This is a genomic window from Geodermatophilus sp. SYSU D00700 (genome assembly GCF_054050255.1).
Map to the genome: position 1 here is coordinate 38,221 of NZ_JBJGZA010000031.1, position 16,931 is coordinate 55,151.

Genomic DNA, 16,931 nt, shown 5'->3' on the forward strand with positions numbered 1-16,931 from the left:
AGTTCTCGGCAGCGGTGGCGCCGGACGCACCCGGCCGGCCGGCGGGGTCACCCCGAGGGGGCAGGGCTCAGGACGGCAGGGCGATCAGCACCACCGCCGCGGCCGCGACGGCCAGGCCCGCCCGCTGGGCGCCGGCCAGCCGTTCTCGCAGCAGCACCTGGGCCAGCACGACCGTGCTCACCGGGTACAGCGAGGCGAGCACCCCGGTGATCGCCAGCTGACCGCCGGCCTGGGTGGCGAGGAGGAACAGCGCGTTGGCCGCCATGTCGCCCACCCCGGCCAGCAGCACGACCGGCAGCACGCGCCGCGGCACCCGCGGCGACCGGACCGTCGCCAGGGCCAGCCCGCCGACCAGCAGCACCGACACGACCCGCGCCGCCGCCAGCGGGGTGAGCCCGGCGTCGTCGCCGGTGCGCTCGAGCAACACGAAGAACAGCCCGAACCCGGCCCCCGCCGCCAGCGCCGGCGCGACGGTGCCCAGCCGGGCCGCGCGCAGCGACGCCAGGCCGCCCTCGGCGGCGACCAGGACCACCGCGACCAGCGCCAGCACGATCCCGACCGCGGCCGCCGGGCCGAGCCGCTCGCCGAGGGCCAGCCCGCCGAGCACCGGCAGCGCGGCCGCCGACACCGCCGTCACCGGTGCCACCACGCTCATCACCCCGGCGGCCAGCGCCCGGTAGAACAGCAGCAGCCCGGCGCCCCCGGCGACGCCGGCCACCGCTCCCCACGCCAGGTCGGCGCCCGCGGGCTCCCCGCCCAGCCAGGGCAGCAGCAGCGCGACCACCACCAGCCCGGCGGCCTGCGACACCGCGACGACGGTGGCCGCGGCCGCCCGCCGGCTGGCGAGACCGCCGCAGAAGTCGGCCACCCCGTAGACGACGGCCGAGGCCAGCGCCAGCAGCAACGCCATCCGGTGCGCCTCCCCGTCTCGCTCCTGCCGCCGATCCTGGCAGCCGCCACCGACACCGCCCCGCTCGTCGGTCGAGAGCGCGCGATCTCGACGCCGTGGGGCCCCCGGAGCGCCGAGATCACGTGCTCTCGACGGGGGAGGGGCCGGCCGTCCGCAAACCCGGCAGCGGCCGCGCGGGACCGGCGGGCAGAATGGCCTCCCGTGTCCGGCGCCAACGACCCCTACGACCCCAAGCAGGTCGCGGCCCTCTCCGCCGAGGCCCTCGACGCCGCCGTCGCCGCGGCCCGCGAGGCCTTCGGCAAGGCCGGCGACCTCGAGGAGCTGGCCGCCGTCCGCCCGGCCCACCTCGGCGACCGCGCGCCGGTGCCGCTGGCCCGCCGCGAGCTCGGCGCGCTGCCCCCGGCCGCCCGCGCCGACGCCGGCAAGCGGGTCAACGCCGCCCGCCAGGCGGTCACCGCGGCCTTCGACACCCGCCGCGCGGAGCTCGAGGCCGAGCGCGACGCCCGGGTGCTGGCCGAGGAGCGGGTCGACGTCACCCTGCCCTGGGACCGCACCCCGCGCGGCGCGAGGCACCCGATCACCACGCTGATGGAGCGGATCGCCGACGTGTTCGTCGGCATGGGCTACGAGGTCGCCGAGGGCCCCGAGCTCGAGGCGGAGTGGCTGAACTTCGACGCGCTGAACATGCAGCCCGACCACCCGGCCCGCACGATGATGGACACCTTCTTCGTCGCGCCGGAGGACTCCGGCCTGGTGCTGCGCACGCACACCAGCCCGGTGCAGGCCCGCACGATGCTCGCCCGCACGCCGCCGATCTACGTCGTCGCGCCCGGCCGGACCTACCGCACCGACGAGCTCGACGCGACGCACACCCCGGTGTTCCACCAGGTCGAGGGCCTGGCCGTCGACCGCGGGCTGACGATGGCGCACCTGCGGGGCACCCTCGACCACCTGGCCCGGGCGCTGTTCGGCGCCGACGCGCGCACCCGGTGGCGGCCGTCGTACTTCCCGTTCACCGAGCCATCGGCGGAGTTCGACGTGTGGTTCCCCGAGCACCGCGACGGCCCGCGCTGGGTCGAGTGGGGCGGCTGCGGCATGGTCAACCCGCGGGTGCTGGTCGCCTGCGGCATCGACCCCGAGGAGTACAGCGGCTTCGCCTTCGGGATGGGCATCGAGCGGGCCCTGCAGTTCCGCTCGGCGGTCGGCGACATGCGCGACATCGTCGAGGGCGACGTCCGGTTCACGCGAGCGTTCGGAGTGGAGCAGTAGTGCGGGTCCCCATCGGCTGGCTGGCCGAGCACGTCGACATCCCGCAGGGCACGACCGTCGAGCAGCTCGACGCCACCTTCGTGCGGCTGGGCCTCGAGGTCGAGGAGGTCCACCACCCGGCCGAGGTCACCGGCCCGCTGGTGGTCGGCCGGGTGCTGGAGATCGAGGAGCTGACCGGCTTCAAGAAGCCGATCCGGTACTGCCGGGTCGACGTCGGGGAGGCCGAGCCGCGCGGCGTCGTCTGCGGCGCCACCAACTTCGCCGTGGGCGACGCGGTCGTCGTCGCGCTGCCCGGCGCGGTGCTGCCCGGGGGCTTCGAGATCGCCGCCCGCACCACCTACGGCCACGTCTCCGACGGGATGATCTGCTCCGCCCGCGAGCTGGGCATCGGCGAGGACCACGCCGGCATCCTGGTGCTGGCCACCGGCGGGGAGGGCCCCGAGCCCGGCGCCGACGCCCGCCCGGTGGTCGGCCTCGACGACGTCGTCATCGAGCTGGCCGTCACCCCCGACCGCGGCTACTGCCTGGCCATGCGCGGCATCGCCCGCGAGATGGGCGCCGGCCTCGCCGTCGGCTGGCGCGACCCGGGCGCGGCGACGCCGGCGGTCGAGGCCCCGGGCGGGCCGGCGTGGGAGGTCACGGTCGCCGACCCCGACCGCTGCGACCGCTTCTCCATGGTCGCGATGGAGGGGCTCGACCCCACCGCGCCCAGCCCGTGGTGGATGCGCCGCCGGCTGACCCAGTCGGGCATCCGGTCGATCTCGCTGGCCGTCGACGTCACCAACTACGTGATGCTCGAGCTCGGCCAGCCGATGCACGCCTTCGACCGCGACGCGGTGACCGGCCCGATCGTCGTCCGCCGGGCGCGGGAGGGGGAGCGGCTGACCACCCTCGACGGCGCCGACCGCGTGCTGACGCCCGACGACCTGCTGATCACCGACGACACGGGCCCGATCGGGCTGGCCGCGGTCATGGGCGGCGCCTCCACCGAGATCGGCGACGGCACCCGGAACGTGCTGCTCGAGGCCGCGCACTGGGAGCCCACCGGCGTGGCCCGCACCGCGCGCCGGCACCGGCTGCCCAGCGAGGCCGCGAAGCGCTTCGAGCGCGGCGTCGACCCGGAGATGACCGTCGTCGCGCTGGCCCGCGCCGCGGCGCTGCTGGCCGAGTACGGCGGCGCCCGCGTCGTCGGCGGCCCGGTCGACGTCGACACCCGCGCCCCCCGCCCGGCGATCGCGCTCGACGCCGACCGGCCCGGCCGGGTCGCCGGGGTGCCCTACGCCCCGGAGCGGGTGGTCGAGCTGCTCGAGGCGGTGGGCTGCGACGTGGCGGCGGACGGCGGCTCGCTCACCGTCACCCCGCCGTCCTGGCGCCCCGACCTCACCGACCCCGCCGACCTGGTCGAGGAGGTCGTCCGGCTGGCCGGCTACGACGACGTCCCCTCGGTGCTGCCCACCGCCCCGCCCGGCCGCGGCCTGACCGAGGACCAGCGCCGCCGCCGCAGCCTCGGCCGCACGCTGGCCGAGGCCGGTTACGTCGAGGCCCTGGCCTACCCCTTCGTCGGGCTCGGGGTGTTCGACGCGCTCGGCCTGGCCGACGACGACGAGCGCCGGCAGGTCGTGCTCGTGCGCAACCCGCTGTCGGAGGAGGAGCCGGCGCTGCGCACCACGCTGCTGCCCGGGCTGCTCACGACGCTGGCCCGCAACCTCGCCCGCGGCCAGCGCGACATCGCCGTCTTCGAGCACGGCGCGGTCTTCCCCGGCGGCCGGCGCACCCCCGCGCCGGTCCCCGGCGTCGACCGGCGGCCCGACGACGAGACCCTCGCCGCGCTGCTGGGCGCCGTCCCCGCCCAGCCCTGGCACGTCGCCGTCGCCCTGACCGGCGCCCGCGAGCCGCGCGGCTGGTGGGGCCCGGGCCGGCCGGCCGGCTGGGCCGACGCGGTGCAGGCCGCCCGGCTGGTGACCCAGGCCGCCGGGGTCGAGCTGTTCGTCCGCCCCGGCGAGCGGGCGCCCTGGCACCCCGGACGCTGCGCGGAGCTCGTCGTCGACGACCGGGTGGTCGGCCACGCCGGGGAGCTGCACCCGCGGGTGTGCGCGGCGCTGGACCTGCCCGCCCGCACCTCCGTTATGGAGCTCGACCTCGACGCCCTCCCGCCGCCGCCGGTGCCGGTGGGCCCGCGGATCTCCGCCTTCCCCCCGGTCCTGATCGACCTCGCCTTCGTCGTGCCCGACGAGCTCACCGCCGCGCACGTGGAGTCGCTGGTGCGCGGAGGTGCGGGCGAGCTGTTCGAGGCGGTGCGCCTGTTCGACGTGTACTCCGGCCCGCCGGTGCCGGCGGGGTCGCGGTCGCTGGCGTACTCGCTGGTGCTGCGCGCGCCCGACCGCACGCTGACCGCCGAGGACGTCGCCCGCGTGCGCGAGGGCATCGTCGCCGTCGTCGGGATGCAGGGGATCACCCTGCGGAGCGGGGATGCCTGACCTGACCGGGCTCGTCGCGCTCGTCACGGGGGCATCGGCCGGCATCGGCCGGTACCTGGCCGAGGGGCTGGCCGCCCGCGGCGCCGCCGTCGCCGGGCTCGCCCGCGGCGGCGACCGGCTGCGGACCGCGATGGCCGAGGTCGCCGCGGCCACCGGCGCGCGCACCCTCGCGGTCCCCGCCGACGTCACCGACGCCGCGGCCGTGGACGCCGCCGTCGCGCAGGTGACCCGGGAGCTGGGCCCGGTCGGGCTGCTGGTCAACAACGCCGGCCTGATCGACGCCGCCGAGGTGCCGCTGTGGGAGGCCGACCCCGACCAGTGGTGGTCGGTGGTCGAGAGCCAGGTCCGCGGCCCGTTCCTCGTCGCGCGCGCCGTCCTGCCCGGGATGCTCGCCGCGGGCGGCGGCCGGGTGGTGGGGCTCGCGAGCGGGATCTCCACGCGGGCCAACCCGCACTACAGCGCCTACTCGGCCGGCAAGACCGCGCAGGTGCGGATCACCGAGTCGATCGACCTGGCCGGCGCGCCGCACGGTGTGCGGGCGTTCGACCTGGCGCCCGGGGTGGTCGACACCGCGATGACCCGCGCCATGCCGATGCACGCCGGGCGCACCGAGTGGACCCGCCCCGAGGACGTGGTCGACCTGGTGGTGGCGATCGCCGCGGGCGAGCTCGACCACTGGTCGGGCCGGTTCTTCCGCGCCGGGGCTGACGCCCTCGACACGCTGCGCGCCACGACGCCGGCCGGCGACGCGCGGCGGCTGCGGCTGGTCCCCTACGGCGAGGGCGACCCGCTCGCCTGAGGCCCGGAGCGCTCAGTCGTCGACCGATGGGCGCGTGCCCGCTCGGTCGCGGGACGGGTCGGGCGTCGGGAGTCTGCGACCCCTGTCACCCCGATTCGACAGGAAGTGCCCGGGAGCGCAGGTCCCTCAGTGACGCCGTGAGTGAACCGTCGTTCCGTACGGCGATCACGCACTGTTGGGCTCCTGCCGGGCCACGCGGCGAGACCGACAGCTCGAAGACGTGCTCCGACAGGTCAGTGGCCGTGTACGCGTCAGCGCGACGATGGCAGTCCAGGTCCTCCCCGTCAGATGGCGGATCGCTGACCACCTCTGCCGTGTGGGGCTCGCCGCACGACACGTTCCTGCCGGATCGGTCGTCGATGCACCAGCGCCACTCGTCTCCCCGGCCGTCGATGAGCGCGTCACGCGCGTGCGCGGTCAGGACCACCCCCGCGCCCCTGTGGCCGATGCAGACGGAGGAGCCCCCGATGTCCGTGACGGCGACTCCCGCGTCGGGCGTGAGCACGTCGACCCCGGCGAGCCCTCCCAGGTGACGTACGAGCGTGGACTCACTGCAGTCGGACGCGGGACCGATCACCTCCGCGAGGTGGGGGCCGTCGCAGGGCAGTGGGTCGTCGGTCGCCGACAGGCAAGCGCCGACGACGGCTGTCGGGCTCGCGCTCGTGCCAGCCGGGTTCGAGGTCTGTGACTGGCCAGGGGCCCCGGTCGCGGGAAGCGGGGCAGGAGCCGTGGCGGAGGGTGGGCTGGCGGACGAGCCGCCGTCGTCCTCCGGCGCCACCCAGAGGGGCACCAGGACACCGGCGACGGCGGCCAGGAAGCCGCCCACCCCCAGGAAGGCCTGCACGGCGGGACTCTGAAACCAGGACCTCTGTGCCGGAGCGGGTGTCGGTGCCGGCTCTGCCGGCGGGGGAACCCGGCTCTCGTCCTGGTCTTCAGCCACGGGAGACGCCCGACTACGACACGGACACGTCGTGGACGACCCCGATGACCGACCCCCTGCAGTCGGGGTTGTCGGGGTTCAGGTAGGTCTGGACCTTCAGTGCGTTGACGGCCCGGACGGGGATCTCGAACTCCTGGATCTGGTTGAAGGGCACCTGGCGGATCTCCACCTGCTCGTTGTTCGCCAGGACCTCGACGGTGAGCTCTTGATCGGACGACTCGGAGTCGTTCGACTGTCCGACCTTGAACGTCAGGTTCTCGAAGCTGTTGCTGAGCCGGAGTTCGAGCGTTCGCGTGTAGTTGGAGCCGCAGCCCGAGGCGACCGCCGCCATGCCCTGCACGTCCGGCTGATCCGCGATGTCGAACCGGTTCTCCTGCCAGTGCGCCTCGTTGGGCTGGAAGAAGTCCTCGAGTCCGAGTTCCTCGCCCGAGCTCTCAGGCTCGAGGACGCCTCCCGTGGGAGTGAGTGACGGCGACGTGGTCGTCTGGCTGGACGACGTCGACGTCGACGTCGACGTCGGTGCCGTGCTCGTGCTGGAGTCTTGGGTTGCCGTTGTCGTCGCGCCGGAGGCGCTCGGCGGAGTGACCTCTGCGCCGCTGCAGGCTGCCACCAAGGGTGCGAGGCAGGCCGTCATCACGACGAGCGTTCGGGCATGGCGCTTGAGCATCTCTCGTCCCCCGGATCCCCGTACTGGCTCGAGCGGCATGATCGCGCGCGACGCTTCTGGAACGAGGTCGACGCGCCGACGCCGCGGCGCCCGCGGCCCGGCCTGCCTGCCGGCTGGCCAGGGCCCGATCTCCGTCCACCACAGCGGCAGCAGGGCACGACGCGCGGGGGGTGAGCCGCCGGCTCCGTCGTGCTCTGCTCCCCATGCGGAGCAGAGCACGACCGCGCGCGGGAGTACACCTGGCCGGGTGACTGTGGAAGGTCATGCACGGCCTTGTATGGTCATGCATCATGAGTGCAGCGCGGACGTGGACGGTCGGGGTCACCGGCGCCACCGGGTACGCCGGGGGAGAGGTGGTCCGGCTGCTGGCCGGGCACCCTGACCTGCGGCTGACCGGGGTGCACGCCAGCTCGAGCGCCGGCCGACGCCTGGGCGAGCTGCAGCCGCACCTGCTGCCCTTCGCCGACCTGGAGGTGCGGCCCAGCGCGCCGGAGGACCTCGCCGGCTACGACGTCGTCGTCCTCGCCCTGCCGCACGGGGAGTCCGCCGCCGTCGCCGCGACCCTGCCCGAGGACACGCTGGTGATCGACTGTGGCGCCGACCACCGGCTCGAGGACCCGGCCGCCTGGGAGCGCTGGTACGGCTCGGAGCACGCCGGGAGCTGGCCCTACGGCCTGCCCGAGCTGCCCGGTCAGCGCGAGCGGCTGGCCGGGGCCCGGCGGATCGCCGTCCCGGGCTGCTACCCGACGGCGGTCACCCTGGCCCTGGCGCCCGCGCTGGCCGCCGGTGTGGCCGGGCCCGACGTCGTCGTGGTCGCCGCCTCCGGCACCTCCGGCGCGGGCAAGAAGGCCGCGCCGCACCTGCTCGGCAGCGAGGTCATGGGGTCGGTCACCGCCTACGGCGTCGGCGGGGTGCACCGGCACACGCCCGAGATGGTGCAGAACCTCTCCCGGGCGGCCGGCCGGGACGTCACCGTCAGCTTCACCCCGACGCTGGTGCCGATGAGCCGGGGCATCCTCGCCACCTGCACCGCCCCGCTGGCCGGCGGCGCGAACGAGGCCGACGTCCGGGCCGCTTACGAGAAGGCCTGCGCCGACGAGCCGTTCGTGCACCTGCTGCCCGAGGGCCAGTGGCCCACGACGGCGCAGGTGCTCGGCGCCAACACCGTCGCGCTGCAGGTCGCCGTCGACCCCGACGCCGGCCGGCTGGTCGTCGTCGCCGCCGTCGACAACCTCACCAAGGGCACCGCGGGCGCGGCGGTCCAGTGCGCCAACCTGGCCCTCGGCCTGCCCGAGACCACCGGCCTGCCGGTCGTGGGGGTGGCGCCGTGAGCGTCACCGCGCCGCAGGGGTTCCGGGCCGCGGGCGTCGCCGCGGGGCTGAAGAGCTCCGGCGCGCCCGACGTCGCCCTGGTCGTCAACGACGGCCCGCGGGACGCCGCCGCCGCCGTCTTCACCACCAACCGGTTCCCCGCCGCGCCGGTGCTGTGGAGCCGGCAGGTGCTCCTCGACGGGCGGCTGCGGGCGGTCGTGCTCAACTCCGGGGGCGCCAACGCCTGCACCGGCACCGACGGCTTCGGTGACACCCACGCCACCGCCGAGCACACCGCCGCCGAGCTCGGGCTGGGCGCGATCGACGTCGCGGTGGCCTCCACCGGCCTCATCGGCGTCCGGCTGCCCATGGACCGGCTGCTGCCCGGGGTCACCGACGCGGCGAAGGCGCTGTCGGCCGACGGCGGCCCCGACGCCGCGCGGGCTGTCATGACCACCGACAGCGTGCCGAAGACGACGGTCGTCGAGCGGGACGGCTGGTCGGTCGGCGGCATGGCCAAGGGCGCGGGCATGCTCGCCCCGAGCCTCGCGACGATGCTCGTCGTCCTCACCACCGACGCCGTGGTCGAACCGGCCGTGCTGCAGGACGCGCTGAAGACGGCCACCGGCGTCAGCCTCGAGCGCGTCGACTCCGACGGCTGCCTGTCCACCAACGACACCGTGGTCGCGATGGCCAACGGCGCGAGCGGGGTCACCCCGACCGCCGCGGAGGTCACCGAGGCGCTCACCGCCGCGGCCACCGACCTGGCGATGCAACTGCTCGCCGACGCCGAGGGCTCGACCAAGGACATCGCGATCACCGTGCGGAACGCGGCGACCGTCGAGGACGCGCTCACCGCCGGCCGGGCGTGCGCGCGCAACAACCTGCTCAAGACCGCGCTGTTCGGCAACGACCCCAACTGGGGCCGGGTGCTCGCCGCGATCGGCACCACCGACGCCGCCTTCGAGCCCGACCGGGTCGACGTGACCATCAACGGCGTCACCGTCTGCCGGGGCGGCGCGATCGGCGACCCCCGCGAGGGCGTCGACCTCACCGGCCGGGCGGTCACCATCGACGTCGACCTCCGGGCCGGCACCGAGCAGGCCACGATCTGGACCAACGACCTGTCCATCGCCTACGTGCACGAGAACTCGGCGTACTCGACGTGACCGCCGACGCGACCCCCCAGGACACCCACGAGGACCCCACGCCCCCCGACGTCCGGGTCGACGAGGCGCCGCCACCGCCGCGCCGGCGCATCGGCACCCGGCGGGTCATGCGGACCCACGACCCCGAGGGCGACGCCCGCCGGATCGCGGTCCTCACCGAGGCGCTGCCCTGGCTCAAGGAGTTCCACGGCAACGTCGTGGTGATCAAGTACGGCGGGCACGCGATGGTCGACGACGCGTGCCGCCGGGCCTTCGCCGAGGACATGGTCTTCCTGCGGACGTGCGGCATCCTGCCCGTCGTCGTGCACGGCGGCGGGCCGCAGATCACCGGCATGCTCGGCCGGCTCGGCATCGAGAGCGAGTTCCGCGGCGGCCTGCGGGTGACCGACGAGGAGACCGTCGGCGTCGTCCGCATGGTGCTCACCGGCCAGGTCACCCCGGAGGTGGTCGGCCTGGTCAACCAGCACGGCCCGCTCGCGGTCGGCCTGTCCGGGGAGGACGGCGGGCTGTTCACCGCCGAGCGGACGGCGGCGGTCGTCGACGGCGAGCCGGTCGACGTCGGCCTGGTCGGCGACGTCGTCGCCGTCGACCCCACGCCGGTCACCGCGCTGCTCGAGCGCGGCAAGATCCCGGTCGTGGCCACCGTGGCGCCCGACCGCGACGGCGTGGTGCACAACGTGAACGCCGACACCGCGGCCGCGGCGCTGGCCGTGGCGCTGGGCGCGGTCAAGCTCGTCGTCCTCACCGACGTCGAGGGCCTCTACGCCGACTGGCCCGACCGCGACTCGCTGGTGCAGAAGATCGACACCGTCGAGCTGGCCGAGATCCTGCCCACCCTGGACGCGGGCATGGTCCCGAAGATGGCCGCCTGCCTGCGGGCGGTCGAGGGCGGCGTGCGGCGGGCCACCGTGGTCGACGGCCGCACCCCGCACGCGCTGCTGCTGGAGATGTTCACCACCGAGGGCACCGGGACGATGGTCGTCCCCGCCGCCACCGCGACCGACGACGCACCGACCGGGGAGGAGCCGGCATGACCCGCACCGAGGAGCTGGCCGGCCGCTGGTCGGCGGTGATGATGGGCAACTACCGGACGCCGCCGGTCGCGCTGGCGCGCGGCGCGGGCGCGGTCGTCTGGGACGTCGACGGCCGGGAGTACACCGACCTGCTCGGCGGGATCGCGACGACGATCCTCGGCCACGCGCACCCGCGGGTGACCGAGGCGATCACCCGGCAGGCGCAGACCCTCGGGCACGTGTCCAACCTGGCGATGCACGAGCCCGGCGTCACCCTCGCCGAGCGGCTGCTGGAGCTGGCCGGCCGGCCCGGGCGGGTGTTCTTCTGCAACTCCGGCGCCGAGGCCAACGAGGCCGCGTTCAAGATCAGCCGGCTGACCGGGCGGCCCGAGGTGGTCACCGCCGAGGGCGCGTTCCACGGCCGGACGATGGGCGCGCTGGCGCTCACCGGCCAGCCGTCCAAGGCCGCGGCCTTCGCGCCGCTGCCCGGCGGCGTCCGGTACGTCCCCTACGGCGACGCCGCCGCGCTGGCCGGCACGGTCGGCGACGCGACGGCGATGGTGCTGCTCGAGCCGGTGCTCGGCGAGGGCGGCGTGCTGCCCGCGCCCCCCGGGTACCTCGCCGCCGCGGCGGAGACGGCGCGGGCCGCGGGCGCGCTGTTCGCCGTCGACGAGGTGCAGACCGGCACCGGCCGCACCGGCCACTGGTTCGCCCACCAGGCCGACGGCCTGCAGCCCGACCTGGTCACCCTGGCCAAGGCCCTCGGCGGCGGGCTGCCGCTCGGCGCCACCCTGGCCTTCGGCGACGCCGCCGACCTGATGACCGCCGGCTCGCACGGCTCCACGTTCGGTGGCAACCCGATCGCCGCGGCGGCCGCGCTCGCCGTCCTCGACACCATCCGCGACGAGGGCCTCCTGGAGCGTGCCAAGCAGCTCGAGCACCGGTTCGCCGCCGGTGTCGAGGGCCTCGGGCACGCCGGCGTGGCCGGGGTGCGGGGGAGGGGCGCACTGCTCGGCGTGGTCCTCACCGCGCCGGTCGCCGCCGGGCTGGAGGCCGCGCTGCGCGACGCCGGCTTCCTCACCAACGCCGTCGCGCCCGACGTGCTGCGCCTGGCGCCGTCCCTGGTCGTCACCGACGCCCAGGTCGACGCCTTCGTCGCCGCGCTGCCGGCCGCCCTCGACACCGCCCTGCAGGAGACCGACCAGTGACCCGGCACCTCACCCGCGACGACGACCTCACCCCCGACGAGCAGGCCGAGGTCCTCGCGCTGGCCGCCGAGCTCAAGCGCACCCGGCACACCGACGCCGCCCCCACCCCGCTGCGGGCCCCGAACGGCGTGCCGCGGGCGGTCGCGGTCGTGTTCGACAAGCCCTCCACCCGCACCCGGGTGTCGTTCTCGGTCGGCGTCGCCGAGCTCGGCGGGTACCCGCTGGTCGTCGACGCCGGCACCAGCCAGCTCGGCCGCGGCGAGCCGGTGGAGGACACCACCCGGGTGCTCGACCGGCAGGTGGCCGCGATCGTGTGGCGCACCTTCGGGCAGGACCGGCTCGAGGCGATGGCCGCCACCAGCCGGGTGCCGGTGGTCAACGCGCTCACCGACGACTTCCACCCCTGCCAGGTCCTGGCCGACCTGCAGACGGTCGCCGAGGTCCACGGCACGCTCCCCGGGCGGACGCTGGCCTACCTCGGCGACGGCGCCAACAACATGGCGCACTCCTACCTGCTCGGCGGCGCCACCGCCGGCCTGCACGTGCGGATCGGCTCCCCGGAGGGCTACCAGCCCGCCCCCGAGGTGCTGAAGCGGGCGGGGGAGATCGCCGCGGAGACCGGCGGGTCGGTGCAGTGGACCGCCGACCCGGCGGCCGCCGCCGACGGCGCCGACGTCCTCGCCACCGACACCTGGGTGTCGATGGGCCAGGAGGGCGAGTACGAGGCGCGGATCGCGCCGTTCCGGCCCTACGCCGTCGACGAGTCGGCGCTCGACCGGGCCGCCGCCGGCGCCGTCGTCCTGCACTGCCTGCCGGCCTACCGCGGCAAGGAGATCGCCGCGGCGGTCATCGACGGGCCGCAGAGCGCCGTCTGGGACGAGGCCGAGAACCGGCTGCACGCGCAGAAGGCGCTGCTGAGCTGGCTGCTGGAGCGGTCCGGGTGACCGGAGCGCTGACCCGGTCGGCGCGCCAGGCCCGCATCGTCGAGCTGATCACCGCGCAGCCGGTCAGCTCGCAGACCCAGCTCGCGGCGCTGCTGGCCGCCTCGGGCGTCGAGGTCACCCAGGCCACCCTCTCCCGCGACCTGGAGGAGCTCGGCGCGGTCAAGCTCCGCGGCACCGACGGCGCCCCGGCGTCCTACGTGCTGCCGCCGGAGAACGCCCCGCTGCGCCCGGCGCAGACCGCGCCGGCCCGGCTCACCCGGCTGCTGGCCGACCTGCTCACCAGCGCCGAGGGCAGCGCCAACCTGGCCGTGCTGCGCACCCCGCCCGGGGCGGCGCAGTTCCTCGCCTCGGCCCTGGACAAGGTGGGACTGCCCGACGTCCTGGGCACCATCGCCGGGGACGACACGCTGCTCGTGGTCTCCCGCGACCCCGACGGCGGCCCGGCGCTGGCCGAGCGGCTGCGCGCGCTGGCCGCCCGCACGCCGGCGGTCTACCCCGAGCTGCACACCGACCTCACCGACGACCCGCCCGGAGGAACCGCCCCGTGACCGACCCGTCCGGCCCCGCCTCGCCGACCCGGCTCTGGGGCGGCCGCTTCGGCGGCGGGCCGTCGCCGGCCATGGCGGCGCTGTCGAAGTCCACCGACGTCGACTGGCGGCTGGCGCCCTACGACCTCGCCGGCTCACGCGCGCACGTCCGGGTGCTGCACCGCGCCGGCCTGCTCACCGACGACGAGCTCGCGCAGCTGGTCGGCGCACTCACCGAGCTGTCGGCGGAGGTCGCCGCGGGCACCTTCGGCCCCGTCGAGGCCGACGAGGACGTGCACGAGGCGCTCGAGCGCGGCCTGCTGGGCAAGCTCGGCCCGCTCGGGGGGAAGCTGCGCGCCGGTCGCTCCCGCAACGACCAGGTCGCCACCGACCTGCGGCTGTACCTGCGGCACAACGTGCGGGCGCTGGTCGGCGAGCTCGCCTCGCTGGAGTACGCGCTGCTCGGCCTCGCCGAGCGGTACCTCGACGTCCCCGCGCCGGGCATGACCCACCTCCAGCACGCCCAGCCGGTGCTCGTCAGCCACCAGCTGCTCGCCCACGCCCACGCGTTCGCCCGCGACGTCGACCGGCTGTCCGACTGGGACCGCCGGGCCGCCGTCAGCCCGCTGGGCTCCGGAGCGCTGGCCGGGTCGTCGCTGCCGCTGGACCCCGACGCCGTCGCCGCCGAGCTCGGCTTCGACCGCGCGGCCGACAACTCCGTCGACGCCGTCAGCGACCGCGACTTCGCCGCGGAGTTCTGCTTCGCCGCCGCCCTGATCGGCGTGCACCTCTCCCGGCTGGGGGAGGAGGTCGTGCTCTGGACCTCCACCGAGTTCGGCTGGGCCCGGCTCGACGACGCCTGGGCCACCGGGTCGTCGATCATGCCGCAGAAGAAGAACCCCGACATCGCCGAGCTCGCGCGCGGCAAGTCCGGCCGGTTCGTCGGCAACCTCACCGGTCTGCTGACGATGCTCAAGGGCCTGCCGCTGGCCTACGACCGCGACCTGCAGGAGGACAAGGAGCCGGTCTTCGACTCCCTCGAGCAGCTGCTGCTCCTGCTGCCCGCGGTCACCGGGATGGTCGCCACGCTGACCCTGCGCCCCGAGGTCCTCGAGGCCGCCGCGCCGCAGGGGTTCGCCCTCGCCACCGACGTCGCCGAGTGGCTGGTCCGGCAGGGCGTCCCCTTCCGCTCGGCGCACGAGATCTCCGGCGCGATGGTCTCCTTCTGCGAGGAGGCCGGCCTGGAGCTCGGCGAGCTCGACGACGACCAGCTCGCCGGCATCGACGAACGGCTCACCCCGGAGGTGCGCGCGGTGCTGTCGGTCCGGGGGGCGCTGGAGGCGCGCGACACGCGCGGGGGGACGGCGCCGGCGCGGGTGGCCGGGCAGCTCGCCGCCCTCAAGGACGTCGTCGCCGCGCACGGCCGCTGGTCGGCCGGCTCGCCCGTGGCGGCCGCGCTCTGAGGTCCGCGGGCCGCCTGCTGACGGCGGGGGAGCTCCTCGGGCCCGTCGACGCCGTCGCGCCGGCGCTGCTGGGCTGCTGGGTGGTCACCGAGCGGCCCGAGGGCACCGTCGCGGTGCGGCTGACCGAGGTGGAGGCGTACTCGGGGGAGGGCGAGGACCCCGCCTCGCACGCCCACCGCGGGCCGACCCCCCGCGCGGCGATCATGTTCGGCCCGCCCGGGCGGCTCTACGTCTACTTCAGCTACGGCGTGCACTGGTGCGCCAACGTCGTCGTCGGGCCCGCCGGTCGCGGCTCGGCGGTGCTCCTGCGGGCCGGCGAGGTCGTCGCGGGGGAGTCGGTGGCCGCCACCCGCCGGCCCTCGGCGAAGGTGCCGCGCGACCTCGCCCGCGGCCCGGCTCGGCTCACCGCCGCGCTCGCCATCGGCCCGGAGGACGGCGGCGCCGACGTCCTGGACCCGTCGTCGCCGGTGCGGCTGCACGCCGGCGCGCCGCCGTCGGCCGTGTCGGCCGGTCCGCGGGTGGGGATCAGCCGGGCCACCGAGCTGCCGTGGCGGTTCTGGGAGACCGGCGCGCCGTCGGTGAGCGCCTTCCGCCCGGGCGGGCAGCGCCGCCGTCGCGCCGCCGGGCAGGATGGGCACCCGTGACCGACGTCCTGTCCGACCTGCACCGTCGCGGGCTCATCGCCCAGAGCACCGACGAGGAGGCGCTGCGCGCGCACCTCGCCGCCGGCCCGGTCACCTACTACTGCGGCTTCGACCCCACCGCCCCGAGCCTGCACGTCGGCCACCTGGTGCAGGTCATGGTGCTGCGGGCGCTGCAGCGCGCCGGGCACCGGCCGGTCGTCCTCGTCGGCGGCGCCACCGGGCTGATCGGCGACCCCCGGCCGACCGCGGAGCGGCAGCTCAACGACCGCGCGACGGTCGCCGGCTGGGTCGACGGCATCCGCCGCCAGCTCTCGCCCTTCCTCGAGCTGCCCGCCGAGCGCGAGGGCCTGGCCGCGCCGGTCTACGTCGACAACCTGACCTGGACCGAGCCGCTGTCGGCCATCGACCTGCTCCGCGACCTCGGCAAGCACTTCCGGGTCGGCCGGATGCTCGCCAAGGAGGCCGTCGCCGCGCGGCTGAACTCCGAGGCCGGCATCAGCTACACCGAGTTCAGCTACCAGATCCTGCAGGCCCACGACTTCCTGCAGCTGTTCCGCCGTCACGGCGTGACGCTGCAGACCGGCGGCTCGGACCAGTGGGGCAACCTCACCGCCGGCATCGACCTCGTGCGCCGGGTGGAGGGCGCGACCGTGCACGCCCTGTCCACCCAGCTGGTCACCAAGTCCGACGGCACCAAGTTCGGCAAGACCGAGGGCGGCGCGGTGTGGCTGGACCCAGCCCTCACCTCGCCCTACGCGTTCTTCCAGTTCTGGCTCAACGCCGACGACGCCGACGTCCGCGCCTGGCTGCCGCTGTACTCCGAGCGCCCGGCCGAGGAGGTCGAGGCGATCCTCGCCGAGAGCGCCGAGCGACCGGCCTCCCGGGCGGCGCAGCGCGCCCTGGCCGAGGAGCTGACCGCGCTGGTGCACGGGCCGGAGGAGCTGCGCCAGGCCGAGGCGGCCGGGCGGGCGCTGTTCGGCCGGGACGACCTCACGACGCTCGGCGCCGAGACGCTCGGCGCCGCCCTGCGGGAGGCCGGCAGCGTCACCGTCGACGGTGAGACGCCGACCGTCGCCCAGCTGCTGCAGCGGTCCGGTCTGGTCGCGAGCCTGTCCGAAGCGCGCCGGACGGTGAAGGAGGGCGGCGCGTACCTCAACAACGAGCGGGTGACCGACGCCGACGCCGTGCCCGGGGAGGACGCCTGGCTCCCCGGCGGGTGGCTCGTGCTGCGCCGCGGGAAGCGGGCGGTCGCCGGTGTCCAGCGGGTGCCCGCGGGCCGGTAGCCGGCGGCGGCGCCCATGTGAACGCCAGGTGACACGCCGGTCTCGGAACGGTGTCGGTCGTCACGGCGGAGCCGGTTTGACACGGGTACGACAGCCACGTAACTTCTTCTCTGCGCGCCGCACGGCCCGGGAGGGCGAGCGGGAAGGCCCCAGCAGGAGCCCCCGTTGCGGGCGTACAGTAGGACAAGCCGCGATCGACGAAGCCCGGAAGGGTGGAGTTGGTGTGCGTCCGTTCCTTGAGAACTCAACAGCGTGCCGAAAGTCAGTGCCAAGTAACAAACCCCCGTGGCCTGGTCGGTTGTCCGGTC

At 75.8% G+C, this 16,931-nt stretch carries 15 protein-coding genes; 12 read left to right on the forward strand and 3 right to left on the reverse strand.

The window, feature by feature from the left end:
* Positions 1 to 67 precede the first annotated feature (67 nt).
* Complete coding sequence (locus tag ACI79V_RS18715) at positions 68 to 910, reverse strand: EamA family transporter (RefSeq protein ID WP_456891596.1); 843 nt, start codon at positions 908 to 910, stop codon at positions 68 to 70.
* Positions 911 to 1,111: 201 nt separating this feature from the next.
* On the opposite strand from ACI79V_RS18715, the gene pheS reads away from it, so the two are divergent.
* From pheS to ACI79V_RS18730, 3 genes are read left to right on the forward strand one after another with little or no spacing between them, the layout of a single operon-like run.
* Positions 1,112 to 2,179 (forward strand): phenylalanine--tRNA ligase subunit alpha, encoded by a 1,068-nt coding sequence (gene pheS, locus ACI79V_RS18720; RefSeq protein WP_456875333.1) that lies wholly within the window; start codon positions 1,112 to 1,114, stop codon positions 2,177 to 2,179.
* A complete protein-coding gene (gene pheT / locus ACI79V_RS18725; protein ID WP_456891598.1) occupies positions 2,179 to 4,656 on the forward strand; it encodes a phenylalanine--tRNA ligase subunit beta in 2,478 nt (825 codons plus the stop codon). The genes pheS and pheT overlap by 1 nt, the downstream gene beginning before the upstream one ends.
* The gene (locus ACI79V_RS18730) at positions 4,649 to 5,455 is read left to right on the forward strand and encodes an SDR family NAD(P)-dependent oxidoreductase (RefSeq protein ID WP_456891600.1); all 807 of its coding nucleotides are present in this window, start codon (positions 4,649 to 4,651) and stop codon (positions 5,453 to 5,455) included. Before pheT ends, ACI79V_RS18730 begins: the two co-directional genes overlap by 8 nt.
* 85 nt (positions 5,456 to 5,540) lie before the next feature.
* On the opposite strand, the gene ACI79V_RS18735 is transcribed toward ACI79V_RS18730, so the two are convergent.
* Both ACI79V_RS18735 and ACI79V_RS18740 read right to left on the reverse strand, forming a co-directional pair.
* The gene (locus ACI79V_RS18735; RefSeq protein WP_456891602.1) at positions 5,541 to 6,299 is read right to left on the reverse strand and encodes a hypothetical protein; all 759 of its coding nucleotides are present in this window, start codon (positions 6,297 to 6,299) and stop codon (positions 5,541 to 5,543) included.
* A gap of 109 nt (positions 6,300 to 6,408) precedes the next feature.
* Positions 6,409 to 7,062: a hypothetical protein gene (locus ACI79V_RS18740; protein ID WP_456891604.1), complete on the reverse strand. Its 654-nt coding sequence runs from the start codon at positions 7,060 to 7,062 to the stop codon at positions 6,409 to 6,411.
* Positions 7,063 to 7,352: 290 nt separating this feature from the next.
* Between ACI79V_RS18740 and argC the strand changes: the two genes are divergently transcribed.
* Genes argC through tyrS form a run of 9 tightly spaced genes read left to right on the forward strand, consistent with a single transcriptional unit; the run spans position 7,353 to position 16,623 of the window.
* On the forward strand, positions 7,353 to 8,393 hold the full coding sequence (argC, locus tag ACI79V_RS18745; RefSeq protein ID WP_456891608.1) for an N-acetyl-gamma-glutamyl-phosphate reductase: 1,041 nt from the start codon (positions 7,353 to 7,355) through the stop codon (positions 8,391 to 8,393).
* Positions 8,390 to 9,541 carry a bifunctional glutamate N-acetyltransferase/amino-acid acetyltransferase ArgJ gene (argJ, locus tag ACI79V_RS18750; protein WP_456891611.1) on the forward strand — a complete coding sequence of 384 codons (1,152 nt, stop codon included), beginning with the start codon at positions 8,390 to 8,392 and terminating at the stop codon, positions 9,539 to 9,541. The genes argC and argJ overlap by 4 nt, the downstream gene beginning before the upstream one ends.
* Positions 9,538 to 10,575, forward strand: a complete 1,038-nt coding sequence (gene argB / locus ACI79V_RS18755) for an acetylglutamate kinase (RefSeq protein WP_456891614.1) — start codon at positions 9,538 to 9,540, stop codon at positions 10,573 to 10,575. Before argJ ends, argB begins: the two co-directional genes overlap by 4 nt.
* Positions 10,572 to 11,762: an acetylornithine transaminase gene (locus ACI79V_RS18760; protein ID WP_456891616.1), complete on the forward strand. Its 1,191-nt coding sequence runs from the start codon at positions 10,572 to 10,574 to the stop codon at positions 11,760 to 11,762. The genes argB and ACI79V_RS18760 overlap by 4 nt, the downstream gene beginning before the upstream one ends.
* Positions 11,759 to 12,706, forward strand: coding sequence for an ornithine carbamoyltransferase (gene argF / locus ACI79V_RS18765; RefSeq protein WP_456891618.1), 948 nt, complete (start codon positions 11,759 to 11,761; stop codon positions 12,704 to 12,706). The genes ACI79V_RS18760 and argF overlap by 4 nt, the downstream gene beginning before the upstream one ends.
* On the forward strand, positions 12,703 to 13,254 hold the full coding sequence (locus tag ACI79V_RS18770) for an arginine repressor (protein ID WP_456891620.1): 552 nt from the start codon (positions 12,703 to 12,705) through the stop codon (positions 13,252 to 13,254). The genes argF and ACI79V_RS18770 overlap by 4 nt, the downstream gene beginning before the upstream one ends.
* Positions 13,251 to 14,696, forward strand: a complete 1,446-nt coding sequence (argH, locus tag ACI79V_RS18775) for an argininosuccinate lyase (RefSeq protein ID WP_456891623.1) — start codon at positions 13,251 to 13,253, stop codon at positions 14,694 to 14,696. The genes ACI79V_RS18770 and argH overlap by 4 nt, the downstream gene beginning before the upstream one ends.
* A 17-nt stretch (positions 14,697 to 14,713) precedes the next feature.
* Positions 14,714 to 15,340, forward strand: coding sequence for a DNA-3-methyladenine glycosylase (locus ACI79V_RS18780; protein WP_456891628.1), 627 nt, complete (start codon positions 14,714 to 14,716; stop codon positions 15,338 to 15,340).
* Positions 15,337 to 16,623, forward strand: a complete 1,287-nt coding sequence (gene tyrS / locus ACI79V_RS18785; protein ID WP_456891626.1) for a tyrosine--tRNA ligase — start codon at positions 15,337 to 15,339, stop codon at positions 16,621 to 16,623. The genes ACI79V_RS18780 and tyrS overlap by 4 nt, the downstream gene beginning before the upstream one ends.
* Positions 16,624 to 16,931: the final 308 nt, after the last annotated feature.

What these genes read in the sequence shown, in the direction of transcription:
- ACI79V_RS18730 (WP_456891600.1), top strand. Translation starts at nt 4,649, where the DNA reads ATGCCTGACCTGACCGGGCTCGTCGCGCTCGTCACGGGGGCATCGGCC.
- argC (WP_456891608.1), top strand. Translation starts at nt 7,353, where the DNA reads ATGAGTGCAGCGCGGACGTGGACGGTCGGGGTCACCGGCGCCACCGGG.
- ACI79V_RS18740 (WP_456891604.1), bottom strand. Translation starts at nt 7,062, where the DNA reads ATGCTCAAGCGCCATGCCCGAACGCTCGTCGTGATGACGGCCTGCCTC.
- ACI79V_RS18760 (WP_456891616.1), top strand. Translation starts at nt 10,572, where the DNA reads ATGACCCGCACCGAGGAGCTGGCCGGCCGCTGGTCGGCGGTGATGATG.
- ACI79V_RS18715 (WP_456891596.1), bottom strand. Translation starts at nt 910, where the DNA reads ATGGCGTTGCTGCTGGCGCTGGCCTCGGCCGTCGTCTACGGGGTGGCC.